Raw genomic sequence first — 16,991 nt, forward strand, 5'->3', positions numbered from 1 at the left:
GACCCGTAGACTACGCCCTGGCTGCCTCGATATTCGCGTGGGTGTCTTCGAGCAGCGAGATGATCTCCAGGTTCTGGGGACAGGCGTCTTCACACTCCCCGCAAGCGACACAGGCGTCCGCACGTGCCTCAGCGTCCAGATCATCGTACGCGGAGACGACGGCTTCCGGATCGTCACCCATCTCGAGGCGGTTGTACAGGTCGAAGTTGCGCGGGATCTGGACCCCGCTCGGACACGGCATGCAGTAGTCACATCCGGTACAGTCGACGGCCATCAACGCCCGGAACCGGTCACGAGCCCGTGTGACGGCCGTCCGATCGTCAGCAGTAAATTGATTGACGCCGGATCGTGACGCGATCTCGACGTTCTCACGTACCTGCGCCATCGTCGACATGCCGCTCAACACCAGCGAGACCTCGGGCTGATCCCAGAGCCACTGTAGCGCCCATTCCACGGGCGAGCGATCGGTCTCGGCCGCGTCGAACGCCTCGGTCACTGGATCAGGAAGGTCTGTCGCGAGGCGGCCGCCCCGAAGTGGTTCCATGACGATGACGCCGAGGCCCTGGTCGGCCGCGTACTTCAGGCCTTCACGGCCAGCCTGGAACGCTTCGTCGAGGTAGTTGTACTGGATCTGGCAGAAATCCCAGTCGTAGGCGTCGACGATCTCCCGAAAGAGATCGGGGTCGTCGTGGAACGAAAAGCCGATCTGCTCGATCTTTCCCGCGTCGCGAACCGCCTCGAGCCACTCGAAGACATCGACTGACTGGTAAGTATCCCAGAAACCCTGGCCCAGTGCGTGCAGCAGATAGCAGTCGATGGACTCGACGCCCAGTCGGTCGAGTTGGGCGTCGAGGTACTCGTCAAGGTCGTCCTGTGTTTCGATCTCCCAGGATGGCATCTTCGTGGCGAGGTGGATGTCCTCGCGATAGCCGTCTTCGAGCGCGCGGCCGACGACGCGTTCGCTCTCACCGTCGTGATACGGCCAGGCAGTGTCGACGTAGTTGACCCCGTTGTCGATCGCCGTTCGGATCATCTCGATCGCGCGGTCATCGTCGACAGCGCCATCCTCGTCGGTGGGCAGTCGCATCGCGCCGAACCCGAGTGCCGAGGGCTCCCAGTCTATTGATTGACCGAAGTCACGGCATTGCATAGCGTTAGAAGTCCATGCAAGTATTGCCTCTTGAGTGTTTGGGTGCCTGTCGATCACTCTGTTCAAATATCGAACGCTCGGGAAAATCCGTCCAGCAATCGATCAGCGTTTGGCCGATCAGATGTCCTGGCCGCTGTTCTGTCGGAGGCGTTCGTACATGTCGTCCGGCGGGTCGACACTCGCAGTCACGTTCGTTCCGTCGAAGTCGGAGACCCGGAGGAGCTCGGGCCCGTTCGGGCCGATCTGCCAGTAAAACGTATAGCGTTTGGTCTGGGTCAAGAGCGCGTCCTCGGCGGTCTCGTCGGTCGACAGCTGTGTCGTGGTAAACGAGGCTTCGGAGGGCTGGGATGATCGTGATTTGCAGCTCATGTCTATATTTTCCTAAACACCTCTAGACGTATAAGTACCTAGATCCAGATAGCAATAACAGGCGTGTTATCGTTGACCGTGTGACTGATTATACTGGTTATATGCGGACTAAGAGCCAATTTTGCATTATCTTGGAGGAAAAGACAGACACTTTAATACTTTATACATAATATATCAATCAAGTATAGTAGACCATTATAGACAGATATCTTACTAATTTTCGCTGTTGTCGAGTATATAAATCGGCGGGAGATGCGTGACGGGAACAAGCCATCTGAGAGAGACATTCGGGTGGTGATGTGGCTGTGTGGGTGCCACATCGTGGGTCGCATTGGTCGGGGAGAGCCACGTGACGAATCGACAGTCATTTTAATCCCCGTCCACCACGTTGGGATGGAGTTAATCGCAAGAGCGCGTGGGTAGCCAAGCCAGGCCAACGGCGCAGCGTTGAGGGCGCTGTCCCGTAGGGGTCCGCCGGTTCAAATCCGGTCCCACGCACTTCTATCGCGAGCAAAACCGCGAGCGATTGCTGTGCTGATGAGGATTGGTGGGGATGAAGATTCGCCGGCGGGTTCTGACCCTGATCGGCGTAGGTTTCGACTGAGTTCGCTGCAAGACAGCGTCAGGCCCGTCGCGGTCGGCCGTGTTCCACCGTTTGACGGACCGGCAGTACTCCACAGTCACTTCGGAGGGACACAGGAACTGCTGTCGATCGATCCGCAGCTGTGATACAGCCCTTCATCTGTGACAGGCCCTCTCTCATACCTAAAATTTGCCACGTAGTGCGGGCAGTCAAAACCGCACTATTGGAGTATCAGTCTTGATAGCAGATTTCCCGAACCCACTCGCTATCGACGCAACTGAGATCCAAGCCGCTTTCGATACCGAGATCGCGGGAAGCAACGGAATGTGCACTTCGGTATCGGCCTCAGAAGCTTTTCGCTCAACATACCAGGCTCCATTAAAGAATCATAGTTGATAATTCTGGGAAAAGGTTTATTATTGTGCAGCAATGAGCTTTGATTGTGGCACCGCAAGGTGCCCAACTTTCCCACCCCCCACCCCCACCCCTATTCGTTCAGTAGATCACTCGTTGGCTACTGGCAGTTCTCCCAATCCTGTCGATCCTACATCGAACGAGAACGGCGGACCTGATCGACGGGACATCAACAGGCCGTTTTTACGAAACAAGACTCAATAGGAACGAAACTGGACGGCTCAGTAACTTCGATCGACGGGTTCGTAGGTCTTGTTCTCGCCGTCGAGGATGACCGGGACGAAGTAGAGATCGAGGTCGCCGTCGTCCCACGCGATCATGGTGTGTTTGAGCCACTCATCGTCCTTGCGGGTCTGGTGTTCGGCTCGCCAGTGAGCGCCGCGGAATTCCGTCCGGGCAAGCGCACCGAGCGCGATCGTCTCCGCGAGGTCGATGATGTTTCGCGTCTCTAACGTGTGGATGAGATCCGTGTTGAACGTCCGTGACGGGTCCTCGACGGCGACGTCCTGGTATGCTCGGCGGGCTTTCTGGAGTTCTTCGAGGGCGGTTTCCAACCCGTCTTCGGTCCGAAAGACGTTGACGTGCTCGGTCATCGTCTCCTGGACCTCGGCCCGGACCTCGGCGTGGTTGGTGCCGTCGCGTTCGAGCAGGCCCTCGATCCGTTCGCGTTCAGTTTCGACCTCTCGCTCGACGACAGCCGTCGGGTCGGCGGTGACGCCCCCATCGGCGGCCACGTCGTCGCTCGCGCCTTCGACTGTCCCGGGATCGACGGCGGGTGACACGTCGCTGGTTTCGGTGCGGGCGGAGGGGCCGACAGGAATCTCCGCGGCCTTCATGTCCCGGCCTGCGGCGTGATATCCGGCGCGTTTCCCGAAGACGAACAGTTCGGGCAGGGCGTTGCCACCCAGTCGATTCGCGCCGTGCACCGAGACACAGGCACACTCCCCAGCTGCGTACAGCCCCTCGATGCACGTTTCGCCGTTCTCGTTGGTCTCGATGCCGCCCATCTGGTAGTGCTGGCCGGGCTTGACCGGAATCGGCTCTTCGAGCGCGTCGACGCCTTCGAAGTCTGCGGCCAGGTGAACCATGTTCTCCAGGCGATCCATGATGCGCTCCTCGCCGAGGTGACGCATGTCGAGGTGGATGTACTCGTCGTCGATCCCCCGTCCGTCGTTGACCTCGGTAAGCTCCGCGCGCGAGACGACGTCACGGGAGGCGAGTTCGCCTTCGTTGTTCGCGTAGCCGTACTCGAACATGAACCGCTCGCCGTCGTCGTTGTAGAGGATCCCACCTTCGCCCCGGACGGCCTCCGAGATGAGCACGCCAGTCGAGGGCAGCGACGTGGGGTGGAACTGGACGAATTCCATATCTTCGAGCGGCACGCCCGCGCGGTAGGCCATCGCTTGCCCGTCTCCCGTGTTGGCGACGGCGTTGGTCGTGTGATCGAACACCTGGCCGAGTCCACCGGTCGCAAGGATGACCGCCTCGCGCGCCCGGAAGCCTTCGACTTCGCCGGTCTTGATGTCGTAGGCGGCGACGCCATGGCAGGTCCGGTCTTCCGGATCATCGTCGTCAGTCACGGCGAGGTCCGTCACGTACCACTCCTCGTAGACTTCGATGCCACGTTTGACCACCTGCTCGTACATCGTATGCAGCAGATGATGGCCGGTCTCCGCGCCGGCGTAGGTCGTCCGCGGGTACGACAGGCCGCCGAACGGTCGCTGTGAGACTGTGCCGTCCTCCTCGCGGGAGAACGGCATCCCCCAGTGATCGAGCTGGATGACGTCCTCCGGCGCGTCGCTCGCGAGCGTCTCGATGGCCGGCGCGTCCCCGAGGAAGTCCGACCCTTTCATCGTATCGTAGGCGTGATCCTGCCAGGAGTCCTCGTCCTGGAGCGCGGCATTTATGCCGCCCTCGGCCGCTCCAGTATGGCTGCGAACCGGGTGGAGTTTCGTGACGAGGGCCACGTCGGCCCCCTCTTCTTTGGCCGCGATGGCCGCTCGGAGCCCTGCGCCGCCCGCACCGACGACGATGACGTCGTGTTCGTACATAGTATCACCAGAATTTGATGTCTTCCTTGATCGCTTCGCGCTTGAGTTCCTGGATGTGTTCGGTCAGGGGGATGTCCTTCGGACACACCTCCGTACAGGAGAACTGGGTCTGGCACCGCCAGACGCCGTGTTCGTCCTCGACGATTTCGAGGCGCTCTTCCCGCCGCTCGCCGCCTTCCCGCTCGTCCATGATGAACCGGTAGGCCTTGTTGAGTGCCGCCGGGCCGAGATACTTGTTGTCGCCCGCAGCGACGTTACAGGAGGACGCACAGGCCCCACACTGGATGCATCGCGTCGAGAGTTTGATCTTCTCGCGGTTCTCTCGGGTCTGGCGCTGCTCTTCGAGTTCGTCCTCGGGCAACTCGTCGGGCTCGAAGTACGGCTCGACGGCGTCCATCTGCTCGTAGAAGTGCTGCATGTCGACCACCAGGTCCTTGACGACGTCCTGGTGGGGCAGCGGTTCGATCCGGACCGGCTCGTCGAACTCGTTCAACTGGGTCTTACAGCCCAGATACTGCGAGCCGTTGACGAACAGCGCGTCAGAGCCACAGACGCCCTGTTGACAGGAGTGACGAAAGGTCAGCGTCGAATCGAAGTGATCGCGTGCGTAAATCAACGCGTCGAGGACAGTCATCCCCTGCTCGTAGGGGACCTGAAAGTCGTCGAACCGGGGCTCGCTCTTCCCCTCGACCTCGGGATCGTACCGAAAGATCCGGAGGTGGGTCGTCTCCCCGTCGGTCTCGGCAGCCGCCGCTGCTTGTGCATCGCGTTCGGCCATCCCTTCGCGCTTTTCGTCCATCCGACGTTGTTGATGGGACGAGATGTCCGGTTCTGGGACCGCCGGCTCGGCATCGGCGTCAGTCCCCGATTCGACATCCGTCTCGGCCGTCGATTCGGCGTCGGTGCCCGTCTCGGCGTTTGAATCAGTACTCATAGTGTAATCCCTGCCATGGCGAATGCGACACGAATGCCCTGTCCGATCAACAGCACTCCGGCGAGCGTGAGCCCGTATTTTGCGACGCGTTTGGGCGTCCCGGAGATGCCCTGGTTGAGCAGGGCGTTGTAGATCCCGTTGACGCCGTGGAAGGTCGCTGCCACCAGGAAGACGACCATCGTCGTAAAGTAGCCAACCTGACTCATGCGGGCCTGTGTGCCCGCAAGCTCGATCTCGGCAGCGTGGTTGACGAAGTGCAACAGGAAGAAGTGAAAGGCAAGCGTCCCGATCAGAATGACTGCTGTGATCCGCTGGAGGAACCACCGCGTGCCGCCGGATTCGAACGACGAATAGTATTCCGCCATGGATTACAGTCCTCCGAGGAACGTCGGGACGCTGGCGACGGCGATGGCCCCAGTGATCACCAGCGACGCATAGAAGCTCTGATCCTGTCGTTCCAGACCGAGTCCTAGATCGATGAACAGCAGCCGGATCCCGTTCAGAATGTGGAAGACGGCGACAGCTAACAGACCGACTTCGAGTAACCGCACGATCGCCAGTGCTTCGAGTCCCTGCAATGTCGCGTTATACAGCTCCTCGCCGCCCGTCGCCGTACTCAACACGGCGATGTGCGTGAACAGGTAGCCGACGAGCACCCAGCCGGTGAACTTGTGGAGCAGCCAGGCCCACATCCCGGCCGAGAACTCCCGCCACCGACCGAAGTCCTCGACGGCCCCACGGTCGTACGTTTGCGCCATACTGCCATACGACGGTCCGGACTATCATAGTTGTTGTCCCCGGGTAACGATTCGCCGGTTTCCGCGATCGATTGCCGGTATCGGTGCCTCGCGTCCTACTCGACGATCGTCGATTCCTCGATGGCTATTGTCTCTTCGTCGACAATATCCTGGGCGGAGCGACCGACAAGAACAGTGTATTCCCCTTCAGTTGCGACCCACTCGCCCGCCTCGACGTCGTAGTACGCGAACGCTCTCGCGTCGATGGAAAGCGTGACTGTTGTCGTCTCGCCCGCGTCGAGTGTGATGGGTTCGAAGCCGGCAAGCGCTTTCGGCGGTCGTTCGACTGCGGCCTCGGCCGGGCCGAGATACACCTGTACGACATCCCGACCCGGACGGTCACCGACGTTCTCGACTGTCACCTCGACACTCACGCCCGGTTCGTCGCCGCCCTCGATGGTTGCGCCTTCTTCGCCGTCAGCCTCGACTGTCACGTCGGAATACGTGAAGTCGGTGTAGCTCAGCCCGTGCCCGAACGCGAACTGAGGTTCGATCCCCTCGTCGTCGAAGTGACGATAGCCGACGAAGACGCCTTCGTCATACTCGGCTTCTAGCCCGACCCCCGGATACCGTTCCTCGGTCGCCGCCGGGTAGTCGTCGAGTCGCCGACCGAAGGTGACCGGCAACCGGCCGCCGGGATCGCTGTCGCCGAAGAGAATCGCCGCCGTGGCGTGTCCGTCCTCCTGGCCGGGATACCACATCTCGACAATCCCGTCGACATCTTCGGCCCAGGGCATCCGGATCGGGCCGGCGGTGTTACAGACGACGACGGTCCGGTCGGCGGCGTCGGCGACGGCAGCGACGAGTCGATCCTGCTCGCCCGGCAGCCAGAGCGATCGATCCTCGCCCTCGGTCGCGTCGTCCTGGACTACCACCACGGCGACATCCGCCTGCCGGGCAGCAATGACGGCATCGTCACGTTCCGGTGTGTCGTTGCCCAGCACGGTGTCGACCGCTGGCGTTTCCGAAGCCGACAGCGAGAGATCGACGATCGACTCCGAAGCGTCGTGATGATCCTCGATCCGTTCGGTCCCACGGGCGAACGCAACCCGGGTGTCGCCGTCGACGCGCTCACGGACCCCTGCCAGTGGACTGACCGTCGAAGACGGCGTGACCGCGGAACTCCCGCCGCCGCCGATCTTGGCCGTGTCGGCGTTCGGGCCGATCACGGCGATCGAGTCGATCTCGGGCGACAGTGGGAGCACCTCGTCGTCGTTCTGGAGGACGACTGCCCCGCGCTCGGCGACGCGCCGTGACCGGTCGCGATGCTCGGCTGCGTCGACGGCCCCCTCGGGTTGCTCATCGTCGAACAACCCGAAACGGTTCATCTGTCCGAGGACCCGTCTGATCTTCTCGTCTAGCGTCGACTCGGCCACCTGTCCGTGTTCGACGGCGTCCCGCAGCTGCACTTCGAAGGGACTTCGATCGAAGAGGTTCGGATTCACGTTCTCCGGCAACCACGGCGTCGAGACGAGTTTGGCAATCGATCGCTTCGGGAGGGCGTCAGGGAGCCCCTCGATCACGTCGTGGATTCGATTCTCCGTGACGTGCCATTGCGGTACCGGAATCCCCGGCATGTCGACATCGAGGCCGGCGTTGGCGGCTGCCACGCCATCGGTCGTCGCCCACCAGTCGCTGACGACGTAGCCCGAAAAGCCCCACTCGTCTTTGAGGACGTCGCTCAACAGCCACTCGTGTTCGGTCGCGTATGTCCCGTTGATCCGGTTGTAGGCGGCCATCACCGAGCCGACCTCGCCCTCCGTGACCGCCGCCTCGAAGGCCGGCAGGTAGATCTCTCGCAGTGCGCGCTCGCTCACTTCGGCGCTTACCTCGTGACGGTCCTGCTCCTGGTTGTTGGCGACGAAGTGCTTGGCGGTGGCGATCGCGCCGGCGTCCTTTTGGACGCCGTCGATGGTCCCGACGGCGAGTCGACTCGACAGGTACGGGTCCTCGCTGTAGTACTCGAAGCTGCGACCGCACTGGGGCACTCGGATGATGTTGAACCCCGGTGCGAGCAGAACGTCCTGGTCGGCACCCAGCACCTCCCGACCGAGTGCCGCGCCCTGTTCACGGGCGAGATCGACGTCCCACGAGGCGGCCAGGGCGATCGACGCCGGGAACGCGGTCGCCGTCCCCGGTCGGACGCCCAGCGGCCCGTCGACCATCGAGAGCGATGGGATATCGAGCCGCTCGACGCCCGGGAGGAACCCTGTCGCCCGTTCGTCCGGATCGTCCTCACCGTGGACGAAGTCTATTTTCTCTTCGAGCGTGAGCCGGTCGATCAGTGATTCGATCCGATCAGTCGTCGTGTCTGGGTCTTGGGTTGCCATGGCGATTGTCCTGTCGTGGTCCGGACTGACCGCGATCCGTTCCGGGCCACTGACGATAGCTGTACATACCACAGCACCCTACTAGTAGCTGTTGTACTTTCTCTTCGGAGATTATAGCGGGAAAGATAGCGGCGGCCTGCCGGCGCTACACATGACTATGCTCCCCTAATTCGAGATGTGTTGGGGGCGAAGACGTCCGGGCAGGACGAAGTGCTACCGCACAAACAGCATCTGAGAGAGACACAACACCCGTGGATAGCTGTTTTTGACCCGTACGTCGACATACTCTTCCAATTCTCTATTGGGGGGTCGAGTCGCGACTGTTGATTTTCGAACGACGTGATTCGGAGAAACGGACCTGTTAAGGGGACTGATTGCCTCCTTGCCGTATGTATTCCTGGCTCAACGAACTCATCGAAGGGCTGTCGCTACTCGAGGCGACGGTCCTCATCGTTGGCGGCTCCTTCGCTGTCGCGTTCCTCTTCGAGGTCGGGCTCATACGCGGAATACGCGTGTTGGTCCGGCGGACCGAGACGGAACTCGACGACGTCGTGCTCAAATCGCTCCGTTGGCCCGTCGTGATCACTATCGGCCTCGCCGGGATCTGGGGGTTCAGCCAGACGCCCGTCGCGACGGAGACGTTGCTCGACCAGGCGATCCTCGACGCGGTGTTCGCCCGGCCGACGCTCTCGATCATCGTCGTCGCCTGGACCTGGTCGTTTCACCGGGTCGTCGAGCGAGGGCTCGACGTCCTCCAGTCGACGGACCGGCACTTCGACGCTGCTCCAGTGTTCTCGAACGTCTGGACCCTGGCCATGGCAGTCACAGCTATTGGTCTGCTGTTGACCATCTGGGGTATCGAGATCTCCCCGCTCCTCGGTGCCGCCGGTATCGCGGGCATCGCCATCGGGTTCGCGGCCAAGGACACCGTCGCGAACTTCTTCGGCGGCATCGCGCTCTTCTTCGATGATACGTACAAGCTCGGTGACTTCGTGGTCCTCGAAAGCGGTGACAGCGGGTCCGTCGTCAAGATCGGCATCCGCTCGACGACGTTGCTTTCCCGGGACAACGTGATGGTGACGGTCCCGAACTCGATGTTGAACGCCGGGAAGGTCGTCAACGAGTCCGCCCCCCAGAGCCGTCGGCGCATCAAGATCCCCATCGGCGTGGCCTACGGCACGGATCTCGACGCGTTCGAGTCGGCTGTCCTCGACGTCGCCACGGGAAGCGATCACGTGATCGGCAAGCCCGAGCCACGGATGCGGTTCCGGGATTTCGGCGAATCCGCGCTGGAGTACGAGTTGCTCTGCTGGGTCCGAGGCCCAAAGCGGACTGGCCGTGCGAGACACTACCTCCTCCGTGGGATCGATGCCGCCCTTCGAGACGCCGACATCGAGATCCCCTACCCGAAGCGCGATGTCCAAGTCAGTGATCGGTCGATGGATGCCGGGGGTGAGCCAGTGGAAGAGGCGGCCACGGACGGCGACTGATCGGCGAACACGACTTCCGAGCTCTCTCGTTCGCTCCGCTCACGGCTTCCTCTCGCGGGCGCTGAGCGCCCGCTCGAATGGTCCGCGGAACTTCGTTCCGCGCTATCGCCGTTCGCATTTCCGAGACGCTCCCGACGGTCGCGTCTCGCCTCTCACGAGGACCCTACGGGAGCGGAGCTTGCGTCCGTCGCCGTTTCCAGGCTCCACGATAGATCTGCCGAGTTTTCAGTCGTCGGCTGTGTATGCCCCGTCTCGGGCGCGAACGCTCTCGACGCGGAGCAGGCGCTTCTCGTCCAAGAGCCGGCAACCCAAGCGATAGTCACCGACGCGGAGTTTCTTGAATGGAGAGTTCGTCAGCGGTTCCAGATAGTCACCGGGTTCGCGCCACTCCGAAGAGACCACTTCGTCGAGTTTGTCCATGATTCGCTGCTGGGTGTCGTCGTCGAGCTGGGCGAACTGATCCTCCGCACGTGAGGAGAACGCCCAGTCCCACGCGTCGTCGTCACTCGTCATCGTGGCCGTAGGTCGCCCGCATTTCCTCGCTGGAGATCGCCTCACCATCGGTAAGGTCTGCCTCGCTGATCGCCAGGTCTTTCCAGAACCCCGCCCCTTCGGGGTGGTTGACCGCGTCGCGGAGTGCATAGCGAATGAACTCGCTCCGACTGTTGAACCCTCGTTCGCGCCAGGACTCGTCGACGACCTCGAGGAACGACCGCGAGATCCGGAGGTTGATCCGGTCGATCTCGGGGTCGGGATCGTTGGCGTCGGCTTCTGACATACGTGCGTGTGTCGGTCACGCGTACAGAAAGCTGTTTTGGGTGCCCTGCGGGGAGATCGCAAGTCCGTCGCCGTTTCCAGGCTTGACTATCCGTTCACTTCCCTATAAGTAGATTTTGCGAGGGAAGACCGCTCCAGCTCACGGCGCGACGCGCCGTTCGCTTCGAGGTCGCTTCGCGACCTCGCCGATCTTCCTGCACTGTTTGCGAGGGGCCGCGTGGGCCCAGCAGTGCGAGGGATGCGATTTGAACGCATGGACCACCGGAAGACTCACTCTGCTCGCGGTTACACCGCTCGCATTGAGGCGCTCCCTCTGGTCGCGCCTCGCACCGTTCGACTTCCGAGCCCTCGTTCGCCTCGCTCGCGGCTTTGCCGCTCGCTCAAGCCGAGGGCTTACTCCGTTCGCCCTCGCGGCTCACGAGGGCCCTACGGGAGCGGATCTTGAGTCCGCTCTCGTGGATAGATTCAACTACTCGGTTTGTTCCATCGAGAGTTTTGCGAGGGAAGACCGCTCCAGCTCACGGCGCGACGCGCCGTTCGCTTCGAGGTCGCTTCGCGACCTCGCCGATCTTCCTGCACTGTTGCGAGGGGCCGCGTGGGCCCAGCAGTGCGAGGGATGCGATTTGAACGCATGGACCCCTACGGGAGCGGATCTTGAGTCCGCCGCCGTTTCCAGGCTTGGCTACCCTCGCACGCATCCGAATCCAGTCCGTTCTGGGGGTTAAATGGCCCGGTTTCGATCGGGGACGGCGGCGGTCGTTGGGAGTTGTCACAGCCGACGGAATTACTTGTTCGTGCGACGTTTGACCGGGTGATGGACGAGCACACGCGCGACGACAGCGTCGGCCCGCCGGCGGGGTCGCCGACGGGGTGGGACCCCGACGCCGAGCAGTGGGAGCACGCGACCCTCCGGCGTGCGGTCGTCCACGGCGTCGCGCTGTACAACGACGGCGCGTTCCACGAATCGCATGACTGCTTCGAGGACGAGTGGTATAATTATGGGCGTGGGACCACCGAGAGTGCGTTCCTCCACGGGATGGTCCAGGTCGCGGCGGGCGCGTACAAACACGACGACTTTGAGAATGACGATGGCATGCGGAGTCTTTTCGAGACTGCCTTGCAGTATCTGCAGGACGTTCCGCGCGACTACTACGGCGTTGCCATTCTCGACGTGCGGACCACCGTCACGAACGCCATCGCCGATCCGACTGTGCTGGATGGGTGGGTCATTACCCTTGACGGCGAAGCCCCTGAGGCCCGGGACGCCGATTATCAGTACGCCGAAAGCCTTGAGTGAGGAGCGATCAGTCGTCGTCCTCGTCGCCGGGTATGCGCCGAATTGCCTTTCGCCAGTTGTCTTTGGCTATCTCTCCTGGCGAGAGCGGATTGTACGCGACATCCGCCGCGGTCCGGGGATGCTCGTCGTCCCTGTCGGTTAGCTTTCGCCATACGCCAACGACAGCGATGATTGCCAACGACCCGAAGAAGATGACTAACGGCAAGTCGGCCACCCCTTCGACCTGCGGTATCATGATGAGCGTGATCGCGACGAGCGGACCCGCCATGACGACGAAAATGAGAGACCAGATGAGCGAGTTACGCGATATTCCAAACCCACGATTCATTCCTACGCTGGTGCTTCTATATCGAGTCGTATGTTTCCACTGATTTGTGATTTCCATATGATGATAACTCACTTGCTTCGCGCCGATATCGATCAGTCGATGTCAGTAAGGGGGTTGATCAACTGGTCCCCTTCGAGCGATACCGCAAATCGTGCGGCATGAGGCGCTTCAGCGTTCGCTTTGGGGAACCGTCCTCGACAGTCAGCCCCCGGCGAAACCATCAAGTCATGTCTCCGAGATCATCCTGGAGTATGTATCTCCACACCGAGAGCCGCGAAACGACCACACTCGACGGGACCTGGCAGGCGATCCCGGACCCCTACCGATCGTTCCAGGACGGGTGGTTCGACGACCGGGACGTTCCCCTCCTCGAAGACCCGCACGCACCCGCCGATTACGACGTCGATGACGGGTTCCCGGTCGAGGTGCCGGGCTGCGTCGGCGAGCAGCTCCCGGAGTTCGAGTACTACGAGGGGATGGTCTGGCACACCAGACGCTTCGACCGGGAGGACAACGGCAACCGGCTCTTCCTGCGCTTTGGCGCGGTCAACTACGAGGCCGACGTCTGGTTGAACGGCGAGCACCTCCTGACCCACGAGGGAGGATACACCCCCTTTTCGGTGGAAATCACCGACGCGGTATCTCGCGAAGACAACCTTCTGGTCGTCGGTGTCGATAACGAACGACGCGAGGACGGAATCCCAGGCATGCAGACCGACTGGTTCAACTTCGGCGGTATCTCTCGGTCCGTGGATCTTCTCGCCACCCCGGAGACGTTCGTTCGGAACGTGAACGTCGAGACCAGCGTCGACGAGACTGTGACGGCGTCGATCACCGCCTGGATCGACGGGCCGGAACCGGGCGATGTCCACGCGACGATACCGGGCCTGGGTGCAGAGGCCCCGCTCGAACCAGACGATTCCGATGGAGCGGTTACCCGACTCACCGGCGAGATCACGCTCGACCGGGACGACGTCGAGCTGTGGCACCCCGACGGCCCGCGGCTTTACGATGTCTGCGTCGAATCGGAGAGTGACGCCGTCGAAGTACGGACCGGCTTTCGTGCGGTCGACGTCGAGGGCAGCGACATTTTGGTCAACGGTGAGTCGATCGAGATCCGTGGGATCTCGATGCACGAAGAGGCCGCCGGACGCGGGCGGGCGCTGACTCCCGGCGATATCGATCAGCGATTCGAGTGGGTGGCTGAACTCGGCTGTAACTTCGTTCGGCTCGCCCATTATCCACACACGGCGGCGATGGCTCGCCGGGCCGACGAGGAGGGGATCCTGCTGTGGGAGGAGGTCCCGGCCTACTGGGACATCGATTTCGGCGACAAAGACGTCCAGGCGCTGTATCGCCAGCAACTCCGCGAGTTGATCCAGCGTGACTGGAACCGGCCGTCGGTCGCCCTGTGGTCGATCGCAAACGAGACCGATCCCGAGGGCGAAGTGCGAAATCGCGTCCTCCCCGAAATGGCCTCGTTCGCCCGGGAACTCGACGATACGCGGCTCGTGACTGCCGCCTGCTGGTTCGACGAGACTGACGACGGGCTGGCGTTGCTCGATCCGCTGGTCGAGCATCTCGATGTCGTTGGAATCAACGAGTACTACGGCTGGTACGTCGGCGACGCGGGCGACGTTCGTTCGTTCGTCGACGATCCGACGGGCCCGCCGGTCATCGTCTCGGAAACGGGCGCGGGAGCGAAGTGGGGCAATCACGGCGACGAGGACGACCGCTGGACGGAGGAGTTCCAGGCTGCCTACTATCGCGAATCGCTCGAAGCGATCGAGAGCGTCGAGCAGATCGTCGGGACAACTCCGTGGATCCTCTTTGACTTCAAGAGCCCCCGCCGGATGAATCCACACCAGCGGGGCTACAATCGCAAAGGGCTCCTCGACGAACACGGTCGAAAGAAGCGTGCGTTCTCGGTGCTGCGCGATCACTACTGCGACCCGTAGGCGGTGAGTGTGTCACTCGCTGCCCGTCTCGCGTTGGGTCGATTCGACGAGCGGGTGGCGCGCATAGTCGACGATCGTGATGTCGTCGATCGACTGCAGATCTTCCTCGGTCGCGGTCTTGGCCATCTCCAAGTCGACGGGTTCCTCGACGACGATGACGTAGGCGTCCATCTCTTCGATGCCGAGTTCGGCGGCCGCCGTGGTCCGGTGGTGGCCGTCCGCCAGCAGGAGGTCCCCGGCGTTGTCGATCACGACCAGGGGTTCGGCCAGGCCGCGTTCGAGTTCGTACATCCGGCCCTCGAGTTCGTCGCCGTAGACCTTCGTCTGGGTCGGCGTGAGGTCGCCGAGATCGACGACGCGGCGCTCCTGGCGCGCTTCGACGTCGTGGACGTCCTCGATGGTGTCCAGGAGCTGTTCGACCTTGTCGGGCGTCGCCCGTTCGATCTGACTCCGGATGACGTCGGCGTTCGAGATGATCCCGATAAGTTGGCCGTCGTCGTCGAGGACGGGGAGCCGCTGGATCCCCGACCGGAGGATGACCCGTGCCACGTCGTCGAGATCCATGTCGGGATGGGCCACCATCAGATCCGTCGACATCACCTCGGTGACCGGCAGGTCATCGTCGACGAGCAGGAGGTCGCTCGCGCTCACGAACCCCTGTACGTCTCGGTCGTGGCAGACCGGAAACCCGGTGTGGCCACCGCTGTCCGCGATCCGACTCGCGACGTCCGCGACCGTGTCGTCCGGCGCGACCGTCGAGACCTCGTGGGTCATGTAGTCCTCGACAGTCAAAGACTCCTCGGAACTGGCCATCACTATCGGTGAGAGGTCCGCAGGTAAAAATCCCTCGTTGGCAACCGCGTCACGTCCCGTCGTTGTCGTCGCCGACGGTGTCCGAACCATCAGTGGAGCGGGTTTCTGTTTCCCCGTCGGTGTCGTCCACCCGATACCGATCGACCGTGTCCTCGGGCCGGTTCTCAGCCACGCCGTTCCGACGGCCGCTGCCGAGTTGGGGAGACACTGGTGCGGCGTCATCTGGCAGTTCTGTGCCCTCTCCGTATGATTCAGACGGTAGCTGGGACGGATAGACCTCCATCGCGTCCAGGAATCGGTCCGTGACAATCTCCTCGACGATCGCTTCGAGATCATCGTCGTCGCTGATCGTCTCCATGACTCCGAGATCGAGCTGTGCGCCGGCCATGTCGGCGTGGCCGCCAGCACTGCCGATCTGCCCGAACGCGGCTCGCAGCGTTTCGCCGAGGTCGAGATCCGTCCCACGCGACCGGGCCGAAATATAGATCGTGCCGGCGTTGATGCCGTACACCAGCGTGGTCGTCACGCCGTCCATGGCGAGCAATCGATCTGCGGCCTGTGCGAGTGTGTCCCGGTCCCGTAACTCGCCAACGCCGCTCAAAAGCACGGTTCCGTGGCGGTCCCGGTTGTGGATCGCGTCGGCGATCGTCTCGAAGGTGTCCGAACTCATGCTCGGGTCCTCGATCCGTTCAAGCATCCCCAGGTCCGCCTCTCGGAGCAGGAACGCACCGGCCTCGAAATCCGCGACCGAAACCTCGCGGCTGAACTCGTTCGTGTCAACGCGGATTCCGAACAGCAGTGCCGTCGCGACCGTCTCCTCGATGTCGACGTCGAACCGTCTGAGATAGTCCACCAGCAGCGTACTCGTCGCGCCGACGTCACTCCGGAGGTCGGTGAACGCGGCGGTGACTGGCCCCCGTGGGGGATGGTGATCGATCACGATGTCGACGGCTGTGTCTCCGGGAAGCCCGTCGTTCACCCCGGGCCGGGCGTGATCGACAAGCGCGAACCCGCCGTACACATCGAGGTCGGCGTCGGGCTCTAGGGACGTCAGATCGAGATCGAGCAGGTTGACGAACGCACGGTTTTGCTGGTGGTTGATCGACCCATAATAACAGGCTTCGGCCGAACACCCCAGCCGCTCGGCAATCTGCACCAGCGCGATGGCGCTCGCGATGGCGTCCGGATCGGGATTGTCGTGCATGACGACCGCAAGCGTTCCATCGACGTCTTCGAGGACCCGTCTGAATTCGTGGATCGAAATCCCGCCCGTCTCGATTCGATCCTCGAGATAGGAGTCCAAGACCGTGCCGGGGTCGACGACCCGGTCGGCGACAGACCGAAGCTCGGCGAGTCTCTCCGCACGCTGTCCGATCCGGTCATCCTGCACGGTAGCGCCCGCGTATACCAACAGAAAGGCCGACGGAAACGCCCGGCGGGCCGCCCGTGCCACAACCAGATTTTCGGCGGGATTGTCGCTCGCAACGACGACTGTCTCGACGTCCGCCTCGACCTCAGCGAGTTGTGAGTGAACCGTCGGATCGACCGCAAGCACCTCGACAGCGCCGTTCTCACGGAGCGAATCCTCTCGCTCGTCGGATCCAGTGGCCAACAGACGGCCGGGTCGTTCACACAGCGAGCCGATGACAGCGCGTGCGATCGACCCCGATCCCACCACCAACCGGGTGCGCATGTCCCGA

The 16,991-nt window shown here is 62.3% G+C and carries 15 protein-coding genes and 2 tRNA genes; 4 read left to right on the top strand and 13 right to left on the bottom strand.

Annotated elements, in window-relative coordinates; all coding sequences use genetic code 11:
* Positions 1–10 precede the first annotated feature (10 nt).
* Positions 11–1,150 (bottom strand): aldo/keto reductase, encoded by a 1,140-nt coding sequence (locus HUTA_RS13850; RefSeq protein WP_015790553.1) that lies wholly within the window; start codon positions 1,148–1,150, stop codon positions 11–13.
* A gap of 117 nt (positions 1,151–1,267) precedes the next feature.
* Positions 1,268–1,519 carry a hypothetical protein gene (locus HUTA_RS13855; RefSeq protein WP_015790554.1) on the bottom strand — a complete coding sequence of 84 codons (252 nt, stop codon included), beginning with the start codon at positions 1,517–1,519 and terminating at the stop codon, positions 1,268–1,270.
* A 413-nt stretch (positions 1,520–1,932) separates the two neighbouring features.
* Between HUTA_RS13855 and HUTA_RS13860 the strand changes: the two genes are divergently transcribed.
* Positions 1,933–2,017 (top strand) — tRNA-Leu (locus HUTA_RS13860).
* Positions 2,018–2,737: 720 nt separating this feature from the next.
* Here HUTA_RS13860 and HUTA_RS13865 read toward each other — a convergent pair.
* The 5 genes from HUTA_RS13865 to HUTA_RS13885 all read right to left on the bottom strand — a co-directional run bounded on the left by HUTA_RS13865 (position 2,738) and on the right by HUTA_RS13885 (position 8,628).
* Positions 2,738–4,567 (bottom strand): FAD-binding protein, encoded by a 1,830-nt coding sequence (locus HUTA_RS13865; protein WP_015790555.1) that lies wholly within the window; start codon positions 4,565–4,567, stop codon positions 2,738–2,740.
* 4 nt (positions 4,568–4,571) lie between these two features.
* Positions 4,572–5,501: a succinate dehydrogenase/fumarate reductase iron-sulfur subunit gene (locus HUTA_RS13870; RefSeq protein ID WP_015790556.1), complete on the bottom strand. Its 930-nt coding sequence runs from the start codon at positions 5,499–5,501 to the stop codon at positions 4,572–4,574.
* A complete protein-coding gene (locus tag HUTA_RS13875) occupies positions 5,498–5,866 on the bottom strand; it encodes a succinate dehydrogenase hydrophobic membrane anchor subunit (protein WP_015790557.1) in 369 nt (122 codons plus the stop codon). Before HUTA_RS13875 ends, HUTA_RS13870 begins: the two co-directional genes overlap by 4 nt.
* Before the next feature lie 3 nt (positions 5,867–5,869).
* Positions 5,870–6,259, bottom strand: a complete 390-nt coding sequence (gene sdhC, locus HUTA_RS13880; RefSeq protein ID WP_015790558.1) for a succinate dehydrogenase, cytochrome b556 subunit — start codon at positions 6,257–6,259, stop codon at positions 5,870–5,872.
* 95 nt (positions 6,260–6,354) lie between these two features.
* Positions 6,355–8,628 (bottom strand): beta-glucosidase family protein, encoded by a 2,274-nt coding sequence (locus tag HUTA_RS13885; protein ID WP_015790559.1) that lies wholly within the window; start codon positions 8,626–8,628, stop codon positions 6,355–6,357.
* A 389-nt stretch (positions 8,629–9,017) separates the two neighbouring features.
* On the opposite strand from HUTA_RS13885, the gene HUTA_RS13890 reads away from it, so the two are divergent.
* On the top strand, positions 9,018–10,118 hold the full coding sequence (locus HUTA_RS13890) for a mechanosensitive ion channel family protein (protein ID WP_015790560.1): 1,101 nt from the start codon (positions 9,018–9,020) through the stop codon (positions 10,116–10,118).
* 225 nt (positions 10,119–10,343) lie between these two features.
* On the opposite strand, the gene HUTA_RS13895 is transcribed toward HUTA_RS13890, so the two are convergent.
* From HUTA_RS13895 to HUTA_RS13905, 3 genes are all read right to left on the bottom strand, one after another.
* Positions 10,344–10,631: a type II toxin-antitoxin system RelE family toxin gene (locus tag HUTA_RS13895; protein WP_015790561.1), complete on the bottom strand. Its 288-nt coding sequence runs from the start codon at positions 10,629–10,631 to the stop codon at positions 10,344–10,346.
* Positions 10,621–10,896 carry a ribbon-helix-helix domain-containing protein gene (locus HUTA_RS13900; protein WP_015790562.1) on the bottom strand — a complete coding sequence of 92 codons (276 nt, stop codon included), beginning with the start codon at positions 10,894–10,896 and terminating at the stop codon, positions 10,621–10,623. Before HUTA_RS13900 ends, HUTA_RS13895 begins: the two co-directional genes overlap by 11 nt.
* Positions 10,897–11,503: 607 nt before the next feature.
* Positions 11,504–11,587 (bottom strand) — tRNA-Leu (locus HUTA_RS13905).
* A gap of 122 nt (positions 11,588–11,709) precedes the next feature.
* Here HUTA_RS13905 and HUTA_RS13910 point away from each other — a divergent pair.
* Entirely contained in the window at positions 11,710–12,192 is a 483-nt protein-coding gene (locus HUTA_RS13910; RefSeq protein ID WP_015790563.1) for a DUF309 domain-containing protein, read from the top strand.
* Positions 12,193–12,199: 7 nt separating this feature from the next.
* Here the strand turns inward: HUTA_RS13910 and HUTA_RS13915 are convergent, their stop codons facing one another.
* A complete protein-coding gene (locus HUTA_RS13915) occupies positions 12,200–12,460 on the bottom strand; it encodes a hypothetical protein (RefSeq protein ID WP_015790564.1) in 261 nt (86 codons plus the stop codon).
* Between the two features lie 311 nt (positions 12,461–12,771).
* Between HUTA_RS13915 and HUTA_RS13920 the strand changes: the two genes are divergently transcribed.
* The gene (locus HUTA_RS13920; protein ID WP_015790565.1) at positions 12,772–14,478 is read left to right on the top strand and encodes a glycoside hydrolase family 2 protein; all 1,707 of its coding nucleotides are present in this window, start codon (positions 12,772–12,774) and stop codon (positions 14,476–14,478) included.
* 12 nt (positions 14,479–14,490) lie between these two features.
* Here the strand turns inward: HUTA_RS13920 and HUTA_RS13925 are convergent, their stop codons facing one another.
* Both HUTA_RS13925 and HUTA_RS13930 read right to left on the bottom strand, forming a co-directional pair.
* On the bottom strand, positions 14,491–15,291 hold the full coding sequence (locus tag HUTA_RS13925; protein WP_049941365.1) for a CBS domain-containing protein: 801 nt from the start codon (positions 15,289–15,291) through the stop codon (positions 14,491–14,493).
* Positions 15,292–15,340: 49 nt separating this feature from the next.
* Positions 15,341–16,984, bottom strand: coding sequence for a DHH family phosphoesterase (locus HUTA_RS13930; RefSeq protein ID WP_015790567.1), 1,644 nt, complete (start codon positions 16,982–16,984; stop codon positions 15,341–15,343).
* Positions 16,985–16,991: the final 7 nt, after the last annotated feature.

It is taken from the genome of Halorhabdus utahensis DSM 12940, assembly GCF_000023945.1.
GTDB lineage: Archaea > Halobacteriota > Halobacteria > Halobacteriales > Haloarculaceae > Halorhabdus > Halorhabdus utahensis.